This window comes from Bacillus cereus group sp. BfR-BA-01349 (genome assembly GCF_022663795.1).
Lineage (GTDB): Bacteria > Bacillota > Bacilli > Bacillales > Bacillaceae_G > Bacillus_A > Bacillus_A cereus.
In genome coordinates this window covers 40,845-60,234 of the sequence record NZ_JAKUGE010000002.1, presented here as the reverse complement: position 1 = coordinate 60,234, position 19,390 = coordinate 40,845, and the positions used below count along the sequence as shown (strand labels likewise).

The following is a 19,390-nucleotide window of genomic DNA, read 5'->3' as shown; positions in this document are numbered from 1 at the left end:
TTCTATATTTTCTAAAATACGATGAATGATAGAGCGGTGAATTGTTGTTATGGGCTTGCAACAACTACTATAAATTCATTATCATGGAAACAGACTGACAAGAGAAGGAGTAATGGAAATACATGAATGAAGTAAAGCTTTCAAAACGATTAGAAGAAGTTGTACGTGAAATACCAGTAGGGTCTACAGTTGCTGATATTGGATCGGATCATGCGTATTTACCGTGTTATACAATTATAAATAATATTGCTACAAAAGCAGTTGCAGGAGAGGTTGTAGATGGACCATTTCGCTCTGCACAAGCAACTGTAGCTGAAAGTGGTTTACAAGATAAAGTAGATGTGCGTAAAGGGAATGGATTAGCTGTTATCGCACCAGGAGAAGTAGATGTAATTACGGTTGCTGGAATGGGCGGAGCGTTAATTCGTGACATTTTAGAAAGTGGTAAAGAAAAATTAGAAGGTGTAACACGTTTAATTTTACAGCCGAATATTGCAGCGCATCATATTCGTGAATGGTTTATTGAGAATGGTTGGGAGCTTATCCATGAAAAAATCGTAAAAGAAGATGGGAAAATTTACGAAATTTTAGTAGGGGAGCGAGGAAATGTTGTAGCGCCTTACTCTGAAAATAAACAAGCTGAATTGTTTATGGGACCATTTTTAATAAAAGAAAAAAGTGAGGCTTTCGTTGAAAAATGGGAAGGAGAATTAAAAAACTTCCAAAATATTTTAAAACAGTTGGAACGTGCGGCTGATTCTGAAGAAACAAAAGCGAAGCGTGGGGAAGTAGAAGCGAAAATGAAAATGATAGGGGAGGTTTTATCATGAGTAAAATTCCAAACGGTCATGAAATTATTTCTTTATTTGAAAGTATGTATCCGAAGCATTTGGCGATGGAAGGAGATAAGATTGGCCTGCAGATTGGAGCGCTTAATAAACCCGTGCAGCACGTATTGATTGCGTTAGATGTAACGGAAGAAGTTGTGGATGAAGCAATTCAATTAGGGGCAAATGTCATTATTGCTCATCATCCTTTAATTTTTAACCCGTTAAAAGCGATTCATACAGATAAGGCGTATGGGAAAATTATTGAAAAGTGTATTAAAAATGATATTGCAATCTATGCAGCGCATACAAATGTGGATGTTGCTAAGGGCGGGGTAAATGATTTACTTGCTGAGGCGTTAGGGTTGCAAAATACAGAAGTTCTAGCACCGACATATGCAGAAGAAATGAAAAAAGTTGTTGTGTTTGTGCCAGTCACTCATGCAGAAGAAGTAAGGAAAGCATTAGGAGACGCAGGTGCTGGTCATATCGGCAATTATAGCCACTGTACGTTTAGTAGCGAGGGTACAGGCACATTTGTACCTCAAGAGGGGACAAATCCTTATATCGGGGAAACTGGACAGTTAGAACGTGTAGAAGAAGTGCGAATCGAAACGATTATTCCAGCTTCATTACAGCGGAAAGTGATTAAAGCAATGGTAACGGCGCATCCGTATGAAGAAGTAGCATACGATGTGTATCCGCTTGATAATAAAGGTGAAACGTTAGGCCTAGGAAAAATAGGATACTTACAAGAAGAAATGACGCTTGGTCAATTTGCAGAACATGTGAAACAATCATTAGACGTGAATGGCGCAAGAGTTGTTGGTAAGTTAGATGATAAAGTGCGTAAAGTAGCTGTACTTGGTGGAGATGGTAATAAATATATAAACCAAGCGAAATTTAAAGGAGCAGATGTATATGTAACTGGTGACATGTACTATCATGTTGCTCATGATGCGATGATGCTCGGTTTAAATATAGTTGACCCAGGACATAATGTTGAAAAAGTAATGAAACAAGGTGTACAAAAGCAACTGCAAGAAAAAGTGGATGCAAAGAAATTAAATGTTCAAATTCATGCTTCGCAGTCACATACAGATCCATTCACATTTGTATAAGAAAAATAAAAACCGTTGCTCCATTAGGGCAACGGTTTTTATTATTGTTCTTTCTTCACCTTTACGCGAGGTAATATCTTTTGAAGTGGTACTTTTCTAACTCTCTCCCACGTTGTTGGATTCATTGGGTCATATTGCTCTAAGAACGCGATAACTTCTTTTGTAATCGGCGTTGGAGTAGAAGCACCTGCTGTAACAGCTACGTTTTCTACACCTTGTAGCCACTCTAATTGAATTTCGCTTACATCAGCAACTCGATATGCTTTTGTACCGGCGATTTCTTGTGATACTTGTGCTAAGCGATTTGAATTGTTACTTTTCGGATCACCAACAACAATTGTTAAGTCTGCAACATCAGCTTGTTTAGCGACAGCTTCTTGGCGAACTTGAGTAGCTAAACAAATTTCTTTATGGAACTCTGCTGTTGGGAATTTTTTTTGAATGTCCTCCATTAAATGTTGAACATCCCATTGACTCATCGTTGTTTGATTTGTTACTAAAATTTTATCTGTTGGGATTTCTAATGTTTTTAAATCATCGGCTCTTTCGATAAGGTGAACGATGTCAGGTGCAATACCAACTGCGCCTTCGGGCTCTGGATGATTTTTTTTACCGATATAAATGACATGATACCCTTCCGCTTTCTTAGCTTCGATAAGGTCATGCGTCTTGGTAACATCTGGGCAAGTGGCATCGATTGTTGTTAAACCTTTTTCTTTTGCGCGTTGTTTAACTTCTGGAGAAACACCGTGTGCTGTGAAAATAACAGTACCAGAATCAATTTTATCTAAAATTTCTAAGCGACTTGGACCGTCTAATGTGATGATTCCATCTTCTTCAAAAGCGTCTGTAACATGTTTATTGTGAACAATCATACCTAAAATATAAATGGGTCTCGGTAATGATTTATCTAATGCAGCGTTACGTGCAATTACCATTGCATCGACAACACCGTAGCAATAACCACGAGGGGAAATTTTAACAATTTTCATATGAGTAATCCTCTCCTTCTAAACAAGGGATACTTTTGTGCATAGTCTTTTACATTATAAAGGAGGAGTGGATAGAAAACAAAGGATTGTTACACATATAGTTTTGGTTTTGTTGCTGTTTGTTGAACTGGTTCTTTCGGTAACTCTTTTTCTATTACAGGTTCAATTACTATTTTCTTTCGTTTTCGTTTCTTTTTTTGAGGTGTAGGAGGCGGACTTTCTACCTCAACTGGCTCTGTTACATTTTCCGTTTGATTTTCTTCCGTACTTTTTCCAGAGGTGAGGATTTTAACAATGCTTGGTAGACTACGCATAATAGGACCATACTGTTCGACGACAGGACCTACAGATTGAACGACTTGGGATACTTTTTCGATGTTGTTTATCATATTAGTAGGATTCGAAATTAAGTTCGAAAAGAAACTGCCGATGCCACTGCTTGCTGTTGTGGCAGCTGTAGTTGCGCCGCCGCGCGTTTCATTTGATTCATACATTTGAGGCGGTATCATTTGCTCAGGATGTTGCTGCATGTATGGTTGATATTGTGGCGGCGGTGGTGGTTGCTGATGCATCATCGGTTGCCCTTCCATTTGTCGGTAAGGTGGAACCATTTGCATAAAAGGCTCGGTTGGATCGTGTTTTTTAAAAAGCTTAGCAAGAAAACCTTTCTTTTTTTGTGCCATTGGTGGTAGTTGTGGAATTGGATATGGTGTATAAGGTTGCTGCCCTGGATTCGGATACATTTGCCTTGTAGGGGATTTCGGAAACATGTGAGAAATCCTCCTTTCTTCAGTTAGGTATATACACATACAATATGCAATAAAAGGGAAGAAGGTTAGTTTTTGAAGTGAAAACCTAAACTAAAGATGGATTTTACTTGTAGATTTCGATATAATGTAGACTTGACTGATTTGTGCGCGCAGTAGAAATTTTAGAAAGAAGGTGTAACTTATGACACAACAAACTTTTACACAGTATGATTTTAAACCATTTTTAATAGATGCAGTTCGTGAACTACGCTTTACAGAGCCGACAGGAATTCAGCAGAAAATTTTCCCGGTCGTGAAAAAAGGTGTAAGTGTAATTGGACAATCCCAAACAGGTTCTGGGAAAACACATGCATACTTACTTCCTACATTAAACAGAATTAATGCAAGTCGTGAAGAAGTACAACTTGTTATTACAGCGCCTACTCGTGAGTTAGCACAACAAATTTACGAAGAAATCGTGAAATTAACAAAGTTTTGTGCGGAAGACCAAATGATTACAGCACGTTGTTTAATTGGTGGAACTGATAAACAACGCTCAATTGAAAAGTTGAAAAAACAACCTCATATCGTAGTTGGAACATCAGGACGTATTAAAGATTTAGTAGAAGAGCAAGCATTATTTGTTCATAAAGCAAATACGATTATTGTCGATGAAGCAGACTTAATGCTTGATATGGGATTCATTCATGATGTAGATAAAATTGCAGCACGCATGCCTAAAAACTTGCAAATGTTAGTTTTCTCTGCAACAATTCCTCAAAAACTAAAACCGTTTCTGAAGAAGTATATGGAGAATCCAGAGCATATTCATATCAATCCAAAACAAGTTGCAGCTGGAAACATTGAACACTATTTAGTGCCTTCTAAACATCGTAATAAAATTGATTTAGTGCATAAAATGCTACTTCAATTTAAACCGTATTTAGCAGTTGTTTTCACGAATACGAAAAAGATGGCAGACCAAGTTGCTGATGGATTAATGGAACGTGGCTTAAAAGTTGGACGAATTCACGGGGATTTATCACCACGTGATCGTAAAAAAATGATGAAACAAATTCGTGACCTTGAATTCCAATATATTGTTGCGACTGATTTAGCAGCACGTGGTATTGATATTGAAGGGATTAGCCATGTTATTAACTATGAGCTACCATCAGATTTAGATTTCTTCGTTCACCGCGTTGGAAGAACAGCACGTGCGGGGCATTCTGGTATTGCAGTGACGATATATGATCCAGCAAACGAAGAAGCATTAGATAGTTTAGAAAAACAACGTCATATTGAGTTCAAGCATGTAGATTTACGCGGAGATGAGTGGGCCGATTTAGGTGAGCGTCGTCGTCGTAAGAGCCGTAAAAAACCAAATGACGAACTTGATGTTATGGCAACGAAAGTTATTAAAAAACCAAAAAAAGTAAAACCAAACTATAAACGTAAACTTGCAACAGAACGTGACAAAGTGAAGAAAAAATATGGCAATAAAAAAAGATAAGGGGTTTCCCTTATCTTTTTTTTATCCCGCTATTTGTGGGAGGTGTAATCAATATGGATAGAAAAGTATTGATTAAAGTTTCACTTAATCCAGCTAATTTAAATGAAAAGTATAGTCTGTATAAATAGTCATATAAATTTGTGTAGTGCATCTTTTGTGAACAAACAATTCACTACATATTTCTACAAATTATGCTATCATTATATCTATTGTATATTGAAGAGGTGATTGTATGTTAAAGATTGGATCTCATGTTTCCATGAGTGGTAAGAAAATGTTATTAGCAGCAAGTGAAGAGGCTGTTTCATACGGTGCAACAACGTTTATGATTTATACAGGTGCACCGCAAAATACACGAAGAAAACCAATTGAAGAATTGAACATAGAAGCAGGAAGAAAACATATGGAGCTGAACGGAATTGAGGAAATTATCGTCCATGCGCCGTATATTATTAATGTTGGGAATACGACGAAGCCAGAAACATTCCAATTAGGAGTAGACTTTCTTCGCATGGAAATTGAAAGAACATCGGCATTAGGTGTAGCGAAACAAATTGTTCTTCACCCAGGAGCGCACGTTGGTGCTGGAGCAGATGCTGGTATTCAACAAATTATTAAAGGGCTTAATGAAGTATTAACGCCAGAACAGACGGTTAACATTGCGTTAGAGACGATGGCAGGAAAAGGAACAGAATGCGGTCGTAGTTTTGAAGAAATTGCAAAAATTATTGATGGTGTAAAATATAATGAAAAGCTATCTGTATGCTTCGATACATGCCATACGCATGATGCAGGATATGATATTGTAAATGACTTTGACGGCGTATTAAACGAATTTGATAAGATCGTTGGTATAGATCGTTTACAAGTACTTCATATTAATGATAGTAAAAATGTACGCGGAGCAGGAAAAGACCGTCATGAAAACATTGGATTTGGTCACATTGGGTATAAAGCATTGCATCACATTGTACATCATCCACAGTTAATGCATGTACCAAAAATTCTTGAAACACCGTATGTAGGGGAAGATAAAAAAGATAAGAAGCCACCATACAAATTGGAAATTGAAATGCTGAAAAACGGCACTTTTGATGAAGGGCTTCTTGAAAAAATTAAAGCGCAATAAGGAGGGGGAAATCCCCTCCTTATTTTAGTAGTTGCTGAAATAATGTATTTACTTGTTGGGCAGTGGCAGGGGAAGTTACTTTTGCGATTTGTTTTAAGAGCTCTAGTCGCTCGTTGTTATCGTAAATATTAATATTTTTACCCTTCATAAGTAAAACGATTTGATCAGCTTGTGCGGCTGTAATGGGAACTTCATATTCTTTGCTATATTTTAATAACTCTTTTGTAGAAATATGATTTAATTTTTTATTAACAATTTGTTTAATGAGGTTCATCTTATTATCCTCCTTCACGCGTTCTTCTATCGAAATATATGAGCATATAGCTTGTACATATTCGTATGGAGTTTCTTTTTTCATGAGGAAAAGAAGCGTATGTTATAATATAAGGACAAAACTACAGAAAAAGAGTAAAGGGAGGACTTATGGAGCAAAAGCAACATCGAAAAGAAAGTGTTATTCATCTCATTTATCGTTTAGTTATGATTATTTTTGGAGCAGCATGCGCGGCGGTAGCAATTGAACTATTTTTAATGCCAAATAAAATTATTGATGGTGGAATTATTGGTATTTCTCTTATATTAGATTATCTTACTCCTAACATTTGGTGGTTAAGTTTTTCTACTTTAGTCGTTGTTCTCAATATCCCATTTATGTATTCCGGTTATAAGCAAATTGGAAAAACATTTATGTTATCTTCGACATTTGGTATTGTAGCGTTAGCTTTCATTGAGTCAACGTTACATGCGGTACCACCATTTACAACAGAACCTATTTTAGCGACAGTGTTTGGTGGTCTTATTTTAGGTCTTGGTGTAGGACTTGTAATTCGTCATGGTGGATCGCTAGATGGAACTGAAATTATGGGGATTTTATTAACGAAGAAATTACCATTCTCTGTTGGTGAATTCGTAATGTTTGTGAACTTATTTATTTTTGCATGGGCAGCATTTGTGTTTGGTGTGGAACAAGCGATGTATTCTGTTATGACGTACTATATCGCATTTAAAACGATCGATACAGTAATTCAAGGGCTAGATGAAACGAAGGCGGTTTTAATTGTATCTGATCAATATGAGGAAGTATCAAACGCGATTTTGCATCGTCTTGGCCGTGGAACTACAAAGCTTGTAGCGAAAGGTGGTTACACGGATAAAGAAAAAGAAGTTATTTATGCAGTTGTAACGCGTCTAGAAGTGACGAAGTTAAAATCAATTGTGCATGAAATTGATGAAAATGCGTTTGTTACGATTATGAGCACGCAAGAGACAAATGGTGGTAAGTTTAAATCGGCTATTCACTAAAAAGTTTATAGGAATATTTTTCGAAAGCAGAGAATTTTTCTCTGCTTTTTGTTATAATAGTAAGGTTTCTTGAAAAAATAGATATATTTTAGGCAGATTGGTTTACAACTATAATAAGCTGTACTATAATTCAAATAGATATAAATCGGAATCATTCTGAATTAAAATAGGTGAGATGCTATGAATAATATATTAGAAATTGAAGGTTTAACATTCCGATACGAAGATCGGAATGTGTTAGAAAATATTAATTTGCAAGTTCCGAAGGGAGCTTTTTTAGGTTTAGTGGGACCGAATGGTTCAGGTAAATCAACTCTACTTAAGTGTTTATTAGGTGTTTTAAAGCCAAAAGAAGGAAGCATTCGCGTGTTTGGCGTTGATAGTAAGAAGTTTAAGGAATGGAACAAAGTTGGTTATGTATCCCAAAAGGCAAATAGTTTCAATTCTGGTTTTCCAGCAACTGTTTCTGAAGTTGTGTCAATGGGACTTGTTTCGAAAAAAGGGCTTTTTCGCTTTTTCACAAAAGAGGATAAGAAAAAGGTAGAAAAAGCAATTGCTGATGTAGGGATGAGTGAGTTTCAAGGTCGTAACATTGGAGAGCTTTCTGGTGGACAGCAACAGCGTGTATTTATTGCTCGTGCGCTCGTTAGTGATCCTGAATTGCTTATTTTGGACGAGCCTACTGTTGGAATCGATGTAAAAAATGTGGAAAGTTTTTACGAAATATTAGAGGATTTAAACAAAAGGCTCGGGATCACATTAATTCTTGTTACTCATGATATGGGAGCTGTTACTGAAAAAGTAACACATGTTGCATGCCTAAACCAACATCTACATTTCCATGGAAATGTAGAGAAGTTCCGAGAGTTAGAAGATGCAGAAATGTCCGTCTTATATGGACATCATGTTCATCGTTTAGAACACGAACATGAGCATCACGGGAGGATATAATGATACAAGATTTTTTACAATATGACTTTTTACGTAATTCTTTATACGCAGGTATTTTAATTGGACTTGTTGCACCGCTAATTGGTGTGTTTGTTGTTATTCGTCGTTTATCTCTTATTGCGGATGCATTAAGTCACGTGACGTTATCGGGTATTGCAGCAAGTTTATTACTTGAAAAAACCATTTTTACAGGTGGGTTTTTAAACCCCTTATATATGGGGATGATTTTCTCGATTGGTGGAGCGCTACTAATCGAAAAGTTACGAACTGTATATAAGCACTATCAAGAATTAGCAATTCCAATTATCCTTTCGGCAGGGATGGGGGTTGGAGTTATTTTCATTTCACTTGCAAATGGATTTAACACAGACTTATTTAGTTATTTATTTGGTAGTGTCAGTGCTGTAACAAGTACAGATTTAATTATTATTGGGATTGTAGCAATTGTTGTTGTTGCGACAATTATTTTATTATATAAAGAGCTGTTTCTATTATCATTCGATGAGGAATACGCAGTATCAACTGGTTTAAGAGCGAAATGGATTCACTTTATTTTCATTATATTAGTTGCTCTTGTCATTGCAGTATCAATGCGTGTAGTGGGGGTTCTTCTTGTATCATCATTAATGACGTTACCAGTTGCAGCAAGTATTCGTATTGCTAAAGGATTTAAACAAACAATTTTCTTTTCCATTTTATTCGGTGAAATTGCAGTAATTGGTGGAATGTTTGCTTCGTATCAACTTGATCTAGCGCCAGGTGGTACAATTGTTATGATAGCAGTTCTTATTTTAATCGGTGCGATTTTATGGAAGAAGAAAAAAACTGCATAAAGTAGGGATAGGTATGAATCTAACAGAAGCTTTACGCCTAATGAAAGAAAAAGGATACAAACATACTGGAAAAAGAGAAGAGATGCTCAGATTATTTGCAGCACATAATCGTTATTTAACTGCGAAAGACGTTTTAGAGCATATGAAGGACGATTATCCAGGACTTAGTTTTGATACGATTTATCGTAACTTAACAGTTTTTGCTGAGATTGGTGTTTTAGAACAAACGGAATTAAATGGTGAAAAACATTTTCGTTTTACTTGTTCTATTATGGAACATCATCATCATTTTATTTGTTTGGATTGTGGGGGAACGAAAGAGATTACTTCCTGCCCAATGGATTTTATGAATAAAGATTTTACCGGTTATGAAGTAACGGGTCATAAGTTTGAAATATATGGTCGTTGTCCAAAATGTGCAAAGTAAAAGCTCGTCGGTTAAACTGACGAGCTTTTTTACGTAGAAAAGAAGGTTGCTCACAAATATTGTGGCAACCTTCTTTTTATTGTTCTTGTGTCTCTTTTTCTTTTTCTTGCTCAGCAGCCATTTCAGCAGCAATTACGTCGATCTCTTTTTTCAGTTCTTCTACCATTGTTTCTTCTGGTACTTTACGAACGACTTGCCCTTTACGGAATAATAATCCCTCTCCACGTGCACCGGCAATACCGATATCAGCTTCACGAGCTTCACCAGGGCCATTTACAGCGCAACCAAGTACTGCAACTTTAATTGGTACTTGAAGTGTAGAGATGTATTCTTCCACTTCGTTAGCGATGCTAATTAAATCGATTTCAATACGACCACAAGTTGGACAAGAGATAAGTGTTGCTGCGTTAGACGCAAGACCGAATGATTTTAATAGTTCACGAGCAACTTTTACTTCTTCAACTGGATCAGCACTTAATGAAATACGTAGTGTATTTCCGATACCTTTATTTAAGATTGCTCCAAGACCAGCAGCACTTTTTACAGTTCCGGCAAACAATGTTCCGGACTCTGTAATACCTAAATGTAATGGATAATCAAAAGCACGAGCAGCTTTCTCGTATGCTTCAATTGCTAAGTTAACATCAGAGGCTTTCATAGATACGATAATATCGTGGAAATCTAAGTCCTCTAAAATTTTAATATGATGTAGCGCACTCTCAACCATACCATCTGCAGTTGGGTACCCGTACTTTTCTAAAATGTGACGCTCTAATGAACCAGCGTTTACACCAATACGGATTGGAATACCGCGCTCTTTTGCTGCATTTACAACAGCTTCTACTTTATGGCGACGACCAATGTTACCTGGATTGATACGTACTTTATCAATGCCGCCTTCAATTGCTTTTAAAGCAAGGCGATAATCAAAATGAATATCAGCAACAAGTGGAATGTTGATTTGTTTTTTTATATCAGCAATAGCATCTGCTGCGCGTTCATCTGGAACGGCAACGCGGACGACTTGACAGCCGGCTTCTTCTAAACGCTTAATTTCAGCAACTGTTGCTTCAACATCATGTGTTTTTGTTGTTGTCATACTTTGTATAATTAATTCATTATTACCACCGATTGTTAAATTACCGACTTTAACTGGACGTGTTTTTGTACGATGAGTCATTTCATTCACGAATAGATCGCTCTCCTTATAAAAGAAGTTTCTTATTTAGTCCCTCATATCAATGATAGTATACGTGATATAGGGCTATAGAAACCGAAGTACTCGGTTTCACTTTTACTATTGTATCAGCGCCTTTATGTAATTGACAAGGATTAAGTGATAGCTTATTGATATAAGGGGAATTTATAAGACTTTCCAATTTGTATTTTTGTAGCAGATGTACTTTTGTTTAATTGTTTAAAGTCGTCAATGACTTTTTCTATGGAAGGAATTTTTTTCTTGTTAATTTGTTCTGTAATAGAAAGAACTGTCTCACCAGTTTTTACTTCAATTGTTTTATAAGATACATCCGTTTCTTTTTCTGTTTTGTTCTCTTTATTTTGTTGACTGTCTGTGTTTTCTTTTTTAATCGTTTGAGCAGCAGTTGTTTTTTTATATGAACTTAACATCGGTAAAGTACCGATTTTTATATCGTAATAAAATATATAACCGAGAACAAGCACGAATAGGAATATACCTAATCTCTTCATATTCTTCACTCCTTTGCTAGGAATATATGCTTGTCCAAAAAAAAAATGCCTATTTAGGCATTTTTTTCGTTCTTATTTTTCTTTTGGTTTTGGAACTTCTTTAATCGTTAAGTACAGAACAATTAAAACAACTGCGATATAGATGAATGTTGATCCAGGTACGACAATCTTACATGCATCCATAATCATAAAGAAGATTGTTGGGATTGTGTAGCTGTATGCAGTTAGTGTCCAAACTTGTTTATAGGATAGTTTACGTTGACCGCTCATAGCAGAACCGATGAACGCAAGTAAAGTCACGCCTACAAAAGTGATGAATAATTGGAATAGGTACACTAAGAATCCAATAACAAATAATAAAATCGGATAAATATTATCGAATAAAGAAATAAATTCTTGTAGATCTTTTTTCTCAAGAGATGCACCTAACAAATCGTTATAAGAATACGTTTGTGTTTGACCATTTCCCATAGAGACTACTTTATCTTTTAAAACAAATAAACCTGTTTTATTTTGATATTTTTCTAGGTCTGTTGAATTTGGATCAAATACGAAAAGTGCATTTCCTTCTTCTTTTTCAATAGGTTGATCAATATCGGCTTTTAGTTCGCCATTTTCAATTTTAAAATCAGGTAAATCTTTATCGATGACTTGATTTACCATGCTTACACCATCTTGGATAAAACTACCGTACAAAAAAGTTCTTGGAATAGTAGTAATTAAGCAAAGTAGCATAATATACAAAATGGTTTTACCGATTTTTTGAAAACGGAATAGCGCCATATCTTTAGGCGAGTATATGCTTTTTACGAATTGGGTAAATATGGACATAGATTCACTTCCTTTATGTATGTATAAAATCATTGTAACGTAGTAATCTAGAGAATCTCAAGATATATTATATTTACATATAGTGGAGATAACTAAATTTCTTTTTATTAACTTTCTTCTTTTAAATAAGAAAAATACAATTGACACTTTTCTTTTCTATATGGTAAATTTATCTTACCTTTCTTAAAGGGCATATCCGATAGGAATTCCTTTATTTGATATGTTGTTACATACATAATTGTGGACCCTTAGCTCAGCTGGTTAGAGCAGACGGCTCATAACCGTCCGGTCGTAGGTTCGAGTCCTACAGGGTCCATATCCATTTCGCATGTTTATTATGTTAGCAGGAAGCTTCCTTGTAGAAGGAAGCTTTTTTACGGAATATATGAGCATTTTAATTGAAAAGAAGTGGGAATTTTGCTACTTTAATGATAGCAAGACAATGTGATTTATTTGTTTGCACCCTATGGCAATTAGGGTAGAATGAAGTTGTATGTCACTTAAGTGGCAATACATAAACTGGGAGGAATATAACAATGGCAAAACACGAATTACCAAATTTACCTTATGCGTATGATGCTTTAGAGCCTCACTTTGACAAAGAAACAATGAACATCCATCATACAAAACATCACAACACGTACATTACAAACTTAAACGCTGCTTTAGAAGGTCATGCAGAATTAGCTGACAAAAGCGTAGAAGAATTAGTTGCAAACTTAAACGAAGTACCAGAAGCAATCCGTACAGCAGTACGTAACAATGGTGGCGGACATGCTAACCATACATTCTTCTGGACAATCCTATCTCCAAACGGCGGAGGACAACCTGTAGGTGAACTTGCAACTGCAATTGAAGCAAAATTCGGTAGCTTCGATGCATTCAAAGAAGAATTCGCAAAAGCTGGCGCAACTCGCTTCGGTTCTGGTTGGGCTTGGTTAGTAGTAAACAATGGTGAGTTAGAAGTAACAAGCACTCCAAACCAAGATTCTCCTTTAACTGAAGGTAAAACGCCAGTTATCGGTTTAGATGTTTGGGAGCATGCTTACTACTTAAACTACCAAAACCGTCGTCCAGACTACATCGGTGCATTCTGGAACGTTGTAGATTGGAACGCTGCTGAAAAACGTTACCAAGAAGCAAAATAATCGTAATAAATATAGAAAAAGCTAGGGGAGAGCCCCTAGCTTTTTTCTATGCTTTCCTTTTACATAATTGGGCTTGTCTTTGGAAGACTAGAACATGAAGTAAAGGAGAGTTGTGTATGAAATGGAAACATATAATTGGTGACGTTGAAGTGAATCGGGATTTAGTGTTATTGCTCCTTATAGGAGGTTTATACACGCTCGCAATTTCTTTATCGAATACGTTTGTAAATATTTATTTATGGAAACAAACACAAAATTATGTGAATCTTGGCTTGTATAATTTAGCCAGCGTGGTATTACAGCCTCTCACATTTCTTGTAGGGGGGAAATTAGCGAAACGTATCGATCGCTCGATTTTATTACGAATAGGGGTAGGAACGCTCGCAATTTTTTTTATCGTTGTCTTAGTAGCAGGAAAAAGTGCTTCTCAGTATATTTTATTAATGGGGGCTCTTTTAGGAGTAGGATACGGTTTTTACTGGTTGGCTTTTAACTTATTGACATTTGAAATTACGGAACCAGAAACAAGAGATTTCTTTAATGGGTTTCTTGGACTTCTTACATCCTTCTCTGGAATGATCGGACCAATAGCAGCAGGATACACAATTTCACGTATGGAGAAATGGAGTGGTTATACTGTTATATTCTTTCTTTCATTAGTTCTATTTGCAATTGCTGTCGTCTTAAGCTTCTTTTTATCTAAAAGAGAATGTGAAGGGCGTTATGAAATCGTGCAAGTATTGAAAGAACGACGGATTGATAAAAATTGGGGAAAGATTACACGAGCTCATTTTTTCCAAGGATTGAGAGAAGGAACGTTTATTTTTGTCATTTCAGTATATGTTTATTTAGCAACTAATAGTGAGTTCGCATTAGGGAAATACAGTTTAGTGAACTCTGCTGTATCCTTTGTATGTTATTACTTAGTTGCTCGTATGTTAAAGAAGGAGTGGCGAAAAAAAGCAATTTTACTTGGAGGCATTATTTTATATGCTGTCGTCTTTTTAGTTATTTTCAATGTTACATACACGAAATTACTTATTTATGCGGCATGTATTGCAATTGCATATCCTATTTTACTTGTTCCGTACGGATCAATGACATATGACGTAATTGGTAGAGCAAAAAATGCGAGAGAATGGCGTGTGGAATATGTCGTTGTTCGGGAGCTGTGGTTAAACGCCGGAAGAATCTGTTCCATTTTAAGTTTTTTATGTGCTGTACTATTCTTTCCACCTGAAAAAAGTTTACCTTACTTATTATGTATTTTAGGTGCTGGACATTTTCTTATTTATTTTGCAGTTAAAAATGTCAAATATGATGAGGGAAATGCGAGTAAAACAAGTGTTGTAACGCAAGGGAACGCGCAAAACCAAACTGAACCAGAAGGTTAACTTCTCGTTTGTTTTATGCTAGAATAGAAAAAGATGTAAGACAGCAGTGAGGACACCTGTATGAAGGTGTCCCTTTCACATTACATAGCTGTTGGTAGAGGGGGTTTGTATGAGCAAGAAGCAGAAGCAAAATAAGAAAAAGACCCACGTTCCTTTTCGATTAAACGTGTTGTTTTTCTGCGTGTTTTTAATGTTCTCCGCGGTTATTGTAAGGCTCGGATATGTACAAATTGTTCGCGGTGAAGAATATAAGAATGAAGTGGAGAAGAAAGAAAACTCAACGATAAGTAATCCTGTACCGCGTGGGAAAATATTTGACCGTTATGGGCGACCTGTAGTAGATAATGCAGCCGTTCGTACTATTACATTTACAAAAATGAAAGGATCAACTGCAGAAGATCGCTTAGAAACAGCGAAAAAGCTAGCAGATTTGATTGAAGTACCGACAGATAAATTAACAGATCGTGATAAAAAAGATTATTGGCTTGCTATGCATAAAGAGGAAGCTAAAGAAAAAGTTACGAATAAAGATCGTCAAGAGTTTAAAGATAAAAAAATTGATGATAAAGAATTAGACGAGCGTCAGCGAAGTCGTGTAACAGAAGAAGAGATTAATCAATTATCCGCAAAAGATCTAGAAATACTCGCGATTAAGAGTAAGATGGACGGCGGATATGCAATGACACCTCAAGTTATTAAAAAGGATGCTACAGAAAAGGAATATTCGATTATTAGTGAAAACCTAGCAGCATTACCAGGTGTAGATACGAATGTTGATTGGGAGCGAAAATATACGTACGATGATTTATTCCGAAGTGTACTTGGTGGGGTGTCGACATCTGATGAAGGCTTACCGAGAGAAAGACTAGATTACTATCTTGTTCGTGATTATAATCGAAATGACCGAGTAGGAAAAAGTTATCTTGAACAACAGTATGAAGATAGCCTGCACGGTACGAAAGCAGAAGTTAGAAATGTTACAGATAAAAACGGTAATATTTTAGAAACGATTAATGTATCAAAAGGACAAAGTGGTAATGACCTGAACTTAACAATTGATATGGAATTACAAAAGCGCGTGGAAGATATTCTTGCGAAGAATTTAATGGGGTTTAAAGGAAGCGAACCTCTTTTAGATCGCGCATTTGTTGTAATGATGAACCCAAAAAATGGTGAAGTTTTATCTATGGCGGGGAAACAATTAGTTAACGAAGATGGCCAAACGAAAGTAAATGACTTTGCATTAGGTACCATGACAAGTTCTTATCCGATGGGATCAACTGTAAAAGGTGCAACAGTACTTACTGGATATCAAACTGGTGCGATTCAACCAGGGGCAGTACAATTGGATGAACCAATTAAATTAAAAGGTACACCTACGAAGTCGTCTTGGAAAACGATGGGATACATTAATGACCTTACAGCTTTAAAAATGTCTTCTAACGTTTATATGTTTAAAACAGCGATGAATATCGCCGGTGTTCCATATGTGAGAGGTGGTACGTTAGATATACCTCAAAAAGCATTTGATACGATGCGTTATTATTTCGGACAGTTTGGACTTGGTGTAAAAACAGGAATTGATTTACCGAATGAATCTGCTGGTCAGAAGGGTAAGAGTAGTCAACCAGGTTTCTTACTAGATTTATCAATTGGACAGTATGATACGTATACACCGCTTCAATTAGCGCAATATATTTCGACGATTGCCAATGGTGGATATCGTATGCAACCACAAGTTGTAAAAGAAATTCGTCAACCGGCAGTGAAACCAGATGAAGTTGGGAAAGTTGTTCAATCTATGGAACCGAAAGTATTAAATCGTATTGATATGCCGGAATCGCAAATTAAACGTGTTCAAGAAGGATTTAGACAAGTGTATAATGATTCAGGTGGTACAGCTACAAAGTACTTTACAGGTGCAAAATATAAAGCTGCTGGGAAAACTGGTACAGCGCAAACTGTGTATGGTGGAGATAAAGAGATTGGTAGAAATGCAAAAGGTGAACGTGTGGAAACATATAACTTAACATTAGTAGGTTATGCGCCACTTGAAGATCCAGAAGTAGCATTCTCTGTTGTCGTTCCATGGGTACATGATGATAAGACTGGTATTAATGGATATATTGGTCGTGAAATTATGGACGCTTACTTTGATTTGAAAAACAAAGAAGTAAATGGTGAAGCTCCAAAAGATGATAAAGACAATAAAAATAAAGAGCAAGATGATGAATAAAAAAGTTGTAAAAAAGCACACTATCTGAAAAGATAGTGGGCTTTTTTTTATGGTTTATGCATATCGTGTAATAAATGTGGACAAGTATACAACATTGAAAAAACGCGGCCGTATAAATGATACTTGTATATGATGGGATAGGAGATAACTGTTTTATAGGGAAATCATCAGAGGAAATGAATAGCTACTACTGAATTAAAATTGTATCGTATGTTGATTTTTGTGGAACTTTACAAAACTTTTACAAACAATTAAAACCGAATTAATAGTTTAGCAGTATTCTTATATCTGTAATCCTGTTATTTCCGGTTACTTCTAGGAGGAAGAACACGTGAAATGGATGCGTACACCGATTAAGATTTTCGTATTATCAATATGGTTCCTCTGTTTTGAAATGTCTACTGCATTTGCTTTAAATGATACGGGAGAAGTGAGAGTTGATGGATCCTCAACGGTTTTTCCTATTATAGAAGCAGTAGCGGAGGAATATACAAAGGTGGATCCAGACGTGAAAATTTCCATCAGTATTTCTGGAACTGGGGGAGGATTTAATCGTTTCAGTAAAGGAGAAGTAGATATAAATAATGCTTCGAGAGTAATGAAACAAGTCGAGAAAAATGAAATGAAGAAAAACTCTATTCAGTTCACACCTTTTGAGGTTGCTAACGACGGTCTTACGATTGTTGTGAATCGCCATAATACATGGATAGACGATATGTCAGTAGACGAGTTACGACTACTTTGGAGTGAAGATGGAAGAGAGAAGCGATGGTCACAAATTCATTCAACATGGCCACGTGAACAAGTGAAGTTTTATGCACCAGGCGTAGACTCTGGTACGTATGATTATTTTCAAAATGTCATCTTACAAAATCATCGCATTGTAAAAAAAGTCTCTTTGTCTGAAGATGATCAAGTTATTATGCAAGGGGTAATGAATGATAAACATGCCATTGCTTTTGTAGGATATGCTTATTATATGGCTAATCGAGATAAGGTGAAAGCAATAAAAGTAAATGGTGTATTTCCGACGAAAGAGACCATTCAATCAGGTAAGTATAAGCCGTTATCTAGGCCGCTACTTGCTTATGTGAATAATGCATCTATCCGAAATAAAATGAATGTAGCAAACTATGTTGAGTTTATGATTCAGCATGTCGGTAACCTCGCTGAAGAGGTCGGGTATGTAAAATTACGAAAAGAAAAATACAATGAACAGCTGCGTATGTTAACAGAAATAAAAAGGTAATGTCGGGGTGGAAAGGGGTTTTCATCTTTGGCTCATAATGACAAAAGTCAAATTACATTTTCTGTACAACATTTGATTGAAAGAAATATAAAGCAAAGAAAAAAAACGCAGCGAATCAATCGAATAGTGCCTTTATTACTAAAAATAATTGCTAGCGTTTCTATTGTGACGACACTTGGAATTGTTTTTACGCTCTCTAATGAAACAATCATGTTTTTTCAAAAAATATCATTATACTCCTTTTTGACGGAGAAAGAATGGTTACCATTTTTTGAAGATCCTAAATTCGGTATATTACCACTTATATGTGGAACGTTCCTTGTAACAGCAATTGCTATGTTTGTAGCAATTCCTATCGGTTTAGCGTGTGCCGTATTTTTAAGCGAATATGCTTCAAATGGTGCACGGAAAATATTAAAGCCGATGTTAGAGCTATTAGCAGGTATCCCGACAATTGTATATGGTTTTTTTGCATTAACAATTGTTACGCCGCTTTTACAAAGGCTTATACCAGATTTACAGTTTTTTAATGCGATTAGTCCAGGAATCGTTATCGGATTTATGATGATGCCTACAGTTGCATCTCTATCTGAAGACGCGATGAGAGCTGTGGCGAAAGGGACGAAAGAAGCTTCATTAGCACTCGGAGCGACGCGGTTTGAAATGGTAAAACAAGTGGTGTTTCCGTCCGCTTTTACAGGGATTATGGCAGCGATTATATTAGCGGCTTCTCGTGCAATTGGTGAAACGATGATTGTTGTAATTGCAGCAGGATCCACACCGAATGTATCGCTTGATCCAACACATTCTATTCAAACGTTAACAGCCTATATTGTGCAAGTAAGTTTAGGTGATGCTCCGCATGGAACGATTACGTATTACAGCATGTATGCTGTAGGTGCAACGTTATTTTTGTTTACTTTTATTATGAACATCATTTCGCAGTCTATTATGCGCCGTTTTAGGAGGATGACATAA

General features: G+C 36.2%; 19 protein-coding genes and 1 tRNA gene. 14 read left to right on the top strand and 6 right to left on the bottom strand.

Annotated elements, in window-relative coordinates; genetic code table 11:
* The first annotated feature begins 122 nt into the window (after window positions 1-122).
* Window positions 123-830 (top strand): tRNA (adenine(22)-N(1))-methyltransferase, encoded by a 708-nt coding sequence (locus MR169_RS01615; protein WP_001006544.1) that lies wholly within the window; start codon window positions 123-125, stop codon window positions 828-830.
* Entirely contained in the window at window positions 827-1,948 is a 1,122-nt protein-coding gene (locus MR169_RS01610) for a Nif3-like dinuclear metal center hexameric protein (RefSeq protein ID WP_242318795.1), read from the top strand. Before MR169_RS01615 ends, MR169_RS01610 begins: the two co-directional genes overlap by 4 nt.
* 41 nt (window positions 1,949-1,989) lie before the next feature.
* Here MR169_RS01610 and MR169_RS01605 read toward each other — a convergent pair whose 3' ends face one another.
* Both MR169_RS01605 and MR169_RS01600 read right to left on the bottom strand, forming a co-directional pair.
* A complete protein-coding gene (locus tag MR169_RS01605) occupies window positions 1,990-2,940 on the bottom strand; it encodes a 4-hydroxy-3-methylbut-2-enyl diphosphate reductase (protein ID WP_000706660.1) in 951 nt (316 codons plus the stop codon).
* Window positions 2,941-3,029: 89 nt separating this feature from the next.
* Window positions 3,030-3,710 carry a YqfQ family protein gene (locus MR169_RS01600; protein WP_242318794.1) on the bottom strand — a complete coding sequence of 227 codons (681 nt, stop codon included), beginning with the start codon at window positions 3,708-3,710 and terminating at the stop codon, window positions 3,030-3,032.
* Window positions 3,711-3,891: 181 nt separating this feature from the next.
* On the opposite strand from MR169_RS01600, the gene MR169_RS01595 reads away from it, so the two are divergent.
* Together MR169_RS01595 and MR169_RS01590 are read left to right on the top strand one after the other, a co-directional pair.
* On the top strand, window positions 3,892-5,202 hold the full coding sequence (locus tag MR169_RS01595; RefSeq protein ID WP_242318793.1) for a DEAD/DEAH box helicase: 1,311 nt from the start codon (window positions 3,892-3,894) through the stop codon (window positions 5,200-5,202).
* A gap of 232 nt (window positions 5,203-5,434) precedes the next feature.
* Window positions 5,435-6,331 (top strand): deoxyribonuclease IV, encoded by an 897-nt coding sequence (locus MR169_RS01590; RefSeq protein WP_000912460.1) that lies wholly within the window; start codon window positions 5,435-5,437, stop codon window positions 6,329-6,331.
* A gap of 19 nt (window positions 6,332-6,350) precedes the next feature.
* Here the strand turns inward: MR169_RS01590 and MR169_RS01585 are convergent, their stop codons facing one another.
* Window positions 6,351-6,605 carry a DUF2624 domain-containing protein gene (locus MR169_RS01585; RefSeq protein WP_001048954.1) on the bottom strand — a complete coding sequence of 85 codons (255 nt, stop codon included), beginning with the start codon at window positions 6,603-6,605 and terminating at the stop codon, window positions 6,351-6,353.
* A 149-nt stretch (window positions 6,606-6,754) separates the two neighbouring features.
* Between MR169_RS01585 and MR169_RS01580 the strand changes: the two genes are divergently transcribed.
* The 4 genes from MR169_RS01580 (at window position 6,755) to MR169_RS01565 (ending at window position 9,844) form a co-directional block, all read left to right on the top strand.
* The gene (locus MR169_RS01580; protein WP_000435963.1) at window positions 6,755-7,633 is read left to right on the top strand and encodes a YitT family protein; all 879 of its coding nucleotides are present in this window, start codon (window positions 6,755-6,757) and stop codon (window positions 7,631-7,633) included.
* A 180-nt stretch (window positions 7,634-7,813) separates the two neighbouring features.
* On the top strand, window positions 7,814-8,584 hold the full coding sequence (locus tag MR169_RS01575; protein WP_001059662.1) for a metal ABC transporter ATP-binding protein: 771 nt from the start codon (window positions 7,814-7,816) through the stop codon (window positions 8,582-8,584).
* On the top strand, window positions 8,584-9,417 hold the full coding sequence (locus tag MR169_RS01570; RefSeq protein WP_000613815.1) for a metal ABC transporter permease: 834 nt from the start codon (window positions 8,584-8,586) through the stop codon (window positions 9,415-9,417). The genes MR169_RS01575 and MR169_RS01570 overlap by 1 nt, the downstream gene beginning before the upstream one ends.
* A gap of 13 nt (window positions 9,418-9,430) precedes the next feature.
* On the top strand, window positions 9,431-9,844 hold the full coding sequence (locus MR169_RS01565) for a Fur family transcriptional regulator (protein ID WP_001054516.1): 414 nt from the start codon (window positions 9,431-9,433) through the stop codon (window positions 9,842-9,844).
* A 76-nt stretch (window positions 9,845-9,920) separates the two neighbouring features.
* On the opposite strand, the gene ispG is transcribed toward MR169_RS01565, so the two are convergent.
* From ispG to yqgB, 3 genes are all read right to left on the bottom strand, one after another.
* Window positions 9,921-11,024, bottom strand: a complete 1,104-nt coding sequence (gene ispG / locus MR169_RS01560) for a flavodoxin-dependent (E)-4-hydroxy-3-methylbut-2-enyl-diphosphate synthase (protein WP_242318847.1) — start codon at window positions 11,022-11,024, stop codon at window positions 9,921-9,923.
* 164 nt (window positions 11,025-11,188) lie between these two features.
* Window positions 11,189-11,554, bottom strand: coding sequence for a protein YqfZ (gene yqfZ / locus MR169_RS01555; protein WP_000825416.1), 366 nt, complete (start codon window positions 11,552-11,554; stop codon window positions 11,189-11,191).
* A 72-nt stretch (window positions 11,555-11,626) separates the two neighbouring features.
* On the bottom strand, window positions 11,627-12,385 hold the full coding sequence (yqgB, locus tag MR169_RS01550; protein WP_000021900.1) for a protein YqgB: 759 nt from the start codon (window positions 12,383-12,385) through the stop codon (window positions 11,627-11,629).
* Between the two features lie 242 nt (window positions 12,386-12,627).
* Here yqgB and MR169_RS01545 point away from each other — a divergent pair.
* From MR169_RS01545 to pstC, 6 genes are all read left to right on the top strand, one after another.
* Window positions 12,628-12,701: transfer RNA gene (locus MR169_RS01545), tRNA-Ile, on the top strand.
* A 220-nt stretch (window positions 12,702-12,921) separates the two neighbouring features.
* On the top strand, window positions 12,922-13,533 hold the full coding sequence (gene sodA, locus MR169_RS01540; RefSeq protein WP_001052031.1) for a superoxide dismutase [Mn]: 612 nt from the start codon (window positions 12,922-12,924) through the stop codon (window positions 13,531-13,533).
* A gap of 116 nt (window positions 13,534-13,649) precedes the next feature.
* A complete protein-coding gene (locus MR169_RS01535; RefSeq protein WP_000871386.1) occupies window positions 13,650-14,927 on the top strand; it encodes an MFS transporter in 1,278 nt (425 codons plus the stop codon).
* Between the two features lie 109 nt (window positions 14,928-15,036).
* The gene (locus tag MR169_RS01530) at window positions 15,037-17,163 is read left to right on the top strand and encodes a peptidoglycan D,D-transpeptidase FtsI family protein (protein WP_242318792.1); all 2,127 of its coding nucleotides are present in this window, start codon (window positions 15,037-15,039) and stop codon (window positions 17,161-17,163) included.
* A 331-nt stretch (window positions 17,164-17,494) separates the two neighbouring features.
* Window positions 17,495-18,412 carry a PstS family phosphate ABC transporter substrate-binding protein gene (locus tag MR169_RS01525; RefSeq protein WP_242318791.1) on the top strand — a complete coding sequence of 306 codons (918 nt, stop codon included), beginning with the start codon at window positions 17,495-17,497 and terminating at the stop codon, window positions 18,410-18,412.
* A 27-nt stretch (window positions 18,413-18,439) separates the two neighbouring features.
* Entirely contained in the window at window positions 18,440-19,390 is a 951-nt protein-coding gene (pstC, locus tag MR169_RS01520; RefSeq protein ID WP_016118634.1) for a phosphate ABC transporter permease subunit PstC, read from the top strand.

Coding starts and splice junctions, on each gene's coding strand:
- MR169_RS01610 (WP_242318795.1), top strand. CDS start 827: ATGAGTAAAATTCCAAACGGTCATGAAATTATTTCTTTATTTGAAAGT.
- yqfZ (WP_000825416.1), bottom strand. CDS start 11,554: ATGAAGAGATTAGGTATATTCCTATTCGTGCTTGTTCTCGGTTATATA.
- MR169_RS01595 (WP_242318793.1), top strand. CDS start 3,892: ATGACACAACAAACTTTTACACAGTATGATTTTAAACCATTTTTAATA.
- MR169_RS01600 (WP_242318794.1), bottom strand. CDS start 3,710: ATGTTTCCGAAATCCCCTACAAGGCAAATGTATCCGAATCCAGGGCAG.
- MR169_RS01585 (WP_001048954.1), bottom strand. CDS start 6,605: ATGAACCTCATTAAACAAATTGTTAATAAAAAATTAAATCATATTTCT.
- MR169_RS01565 (WP_001054516.1), top strand. CDS start 9,431: ATGAATCTAACAGAAGCTTTACGCCTAATGAAAGAAAAAGGATACAAA.
- ispG (WP_242318847.1), bottom strand. CDS start 11,024: ATGACTCATCGTACAAAAACACGTCCAGTTAAAGTCGGTAATTTAACA.
- sodA (WP_001052031.1), top strand. CDS start 12,922: ATGGCAAAACACGAATTACCAAATTTACCTTATGCGTATGATGCTTTA.
- MR169_RS01605 (WP_000706660.1), bottom strand. CDS start 2,940: ATGAAAATTGTTAAAATTTCCCCTCGTGGTTATTGCTACGGTGTTGTC.
- MR169_RS01580 (WP_000435963.1), top strand. CDS start 6,755: ATGGAGCAAAAGCAACATCGAAAAGAAAGTGTTATTCATCTCATTTAT.
- MR169_RS01535 (WP_000871386.1), top strand. CDS start 13,650: ATGAAATGGAAACATATAATTGGTGACGTTGAAGTGAATCGGGATTTA.
- MR169_RS01615 (WP_001006544.1), top strand. CDS start 123: ATGAATGAAGTAAAGCTTTCAAAACGATTAGAAGAAGTTGTACGTGAA.
- yqgB (WP_000021900.1), bottom strand. CDS start 12,385: ATGTCCATATTTACCCAATTCGTAAAAAGCATATACTCGCCTAAAGAT.
- MR169_RS01530 (WP_242318792.1), top strand. CDS start 15,037: ATGAGCAAGAAGCAGAAGCAAAATAAGAAAAAGACCCACGTTCCTTTT.
- MR169_RS01590 (WP_000912460.1), top strand. CDS start 5,435: ATGTTAAAGATTGGATCTCATGTTTCCATGAGTGGTAAGAAAATGTTA.
- MR169_RS01575 (WP_001059662.1), top strand. CDS start 7,814: ATGAATAATATATTAGAAATTGAAGGTTTAACATTCCGATACGAAGAT.
- MR169_RS01570 (WP_000613815.1), top strand. CDS start 8,584: ATGATACAAGATTTTTTACAATATGACTTTTTACGTAATTCTTTATAC.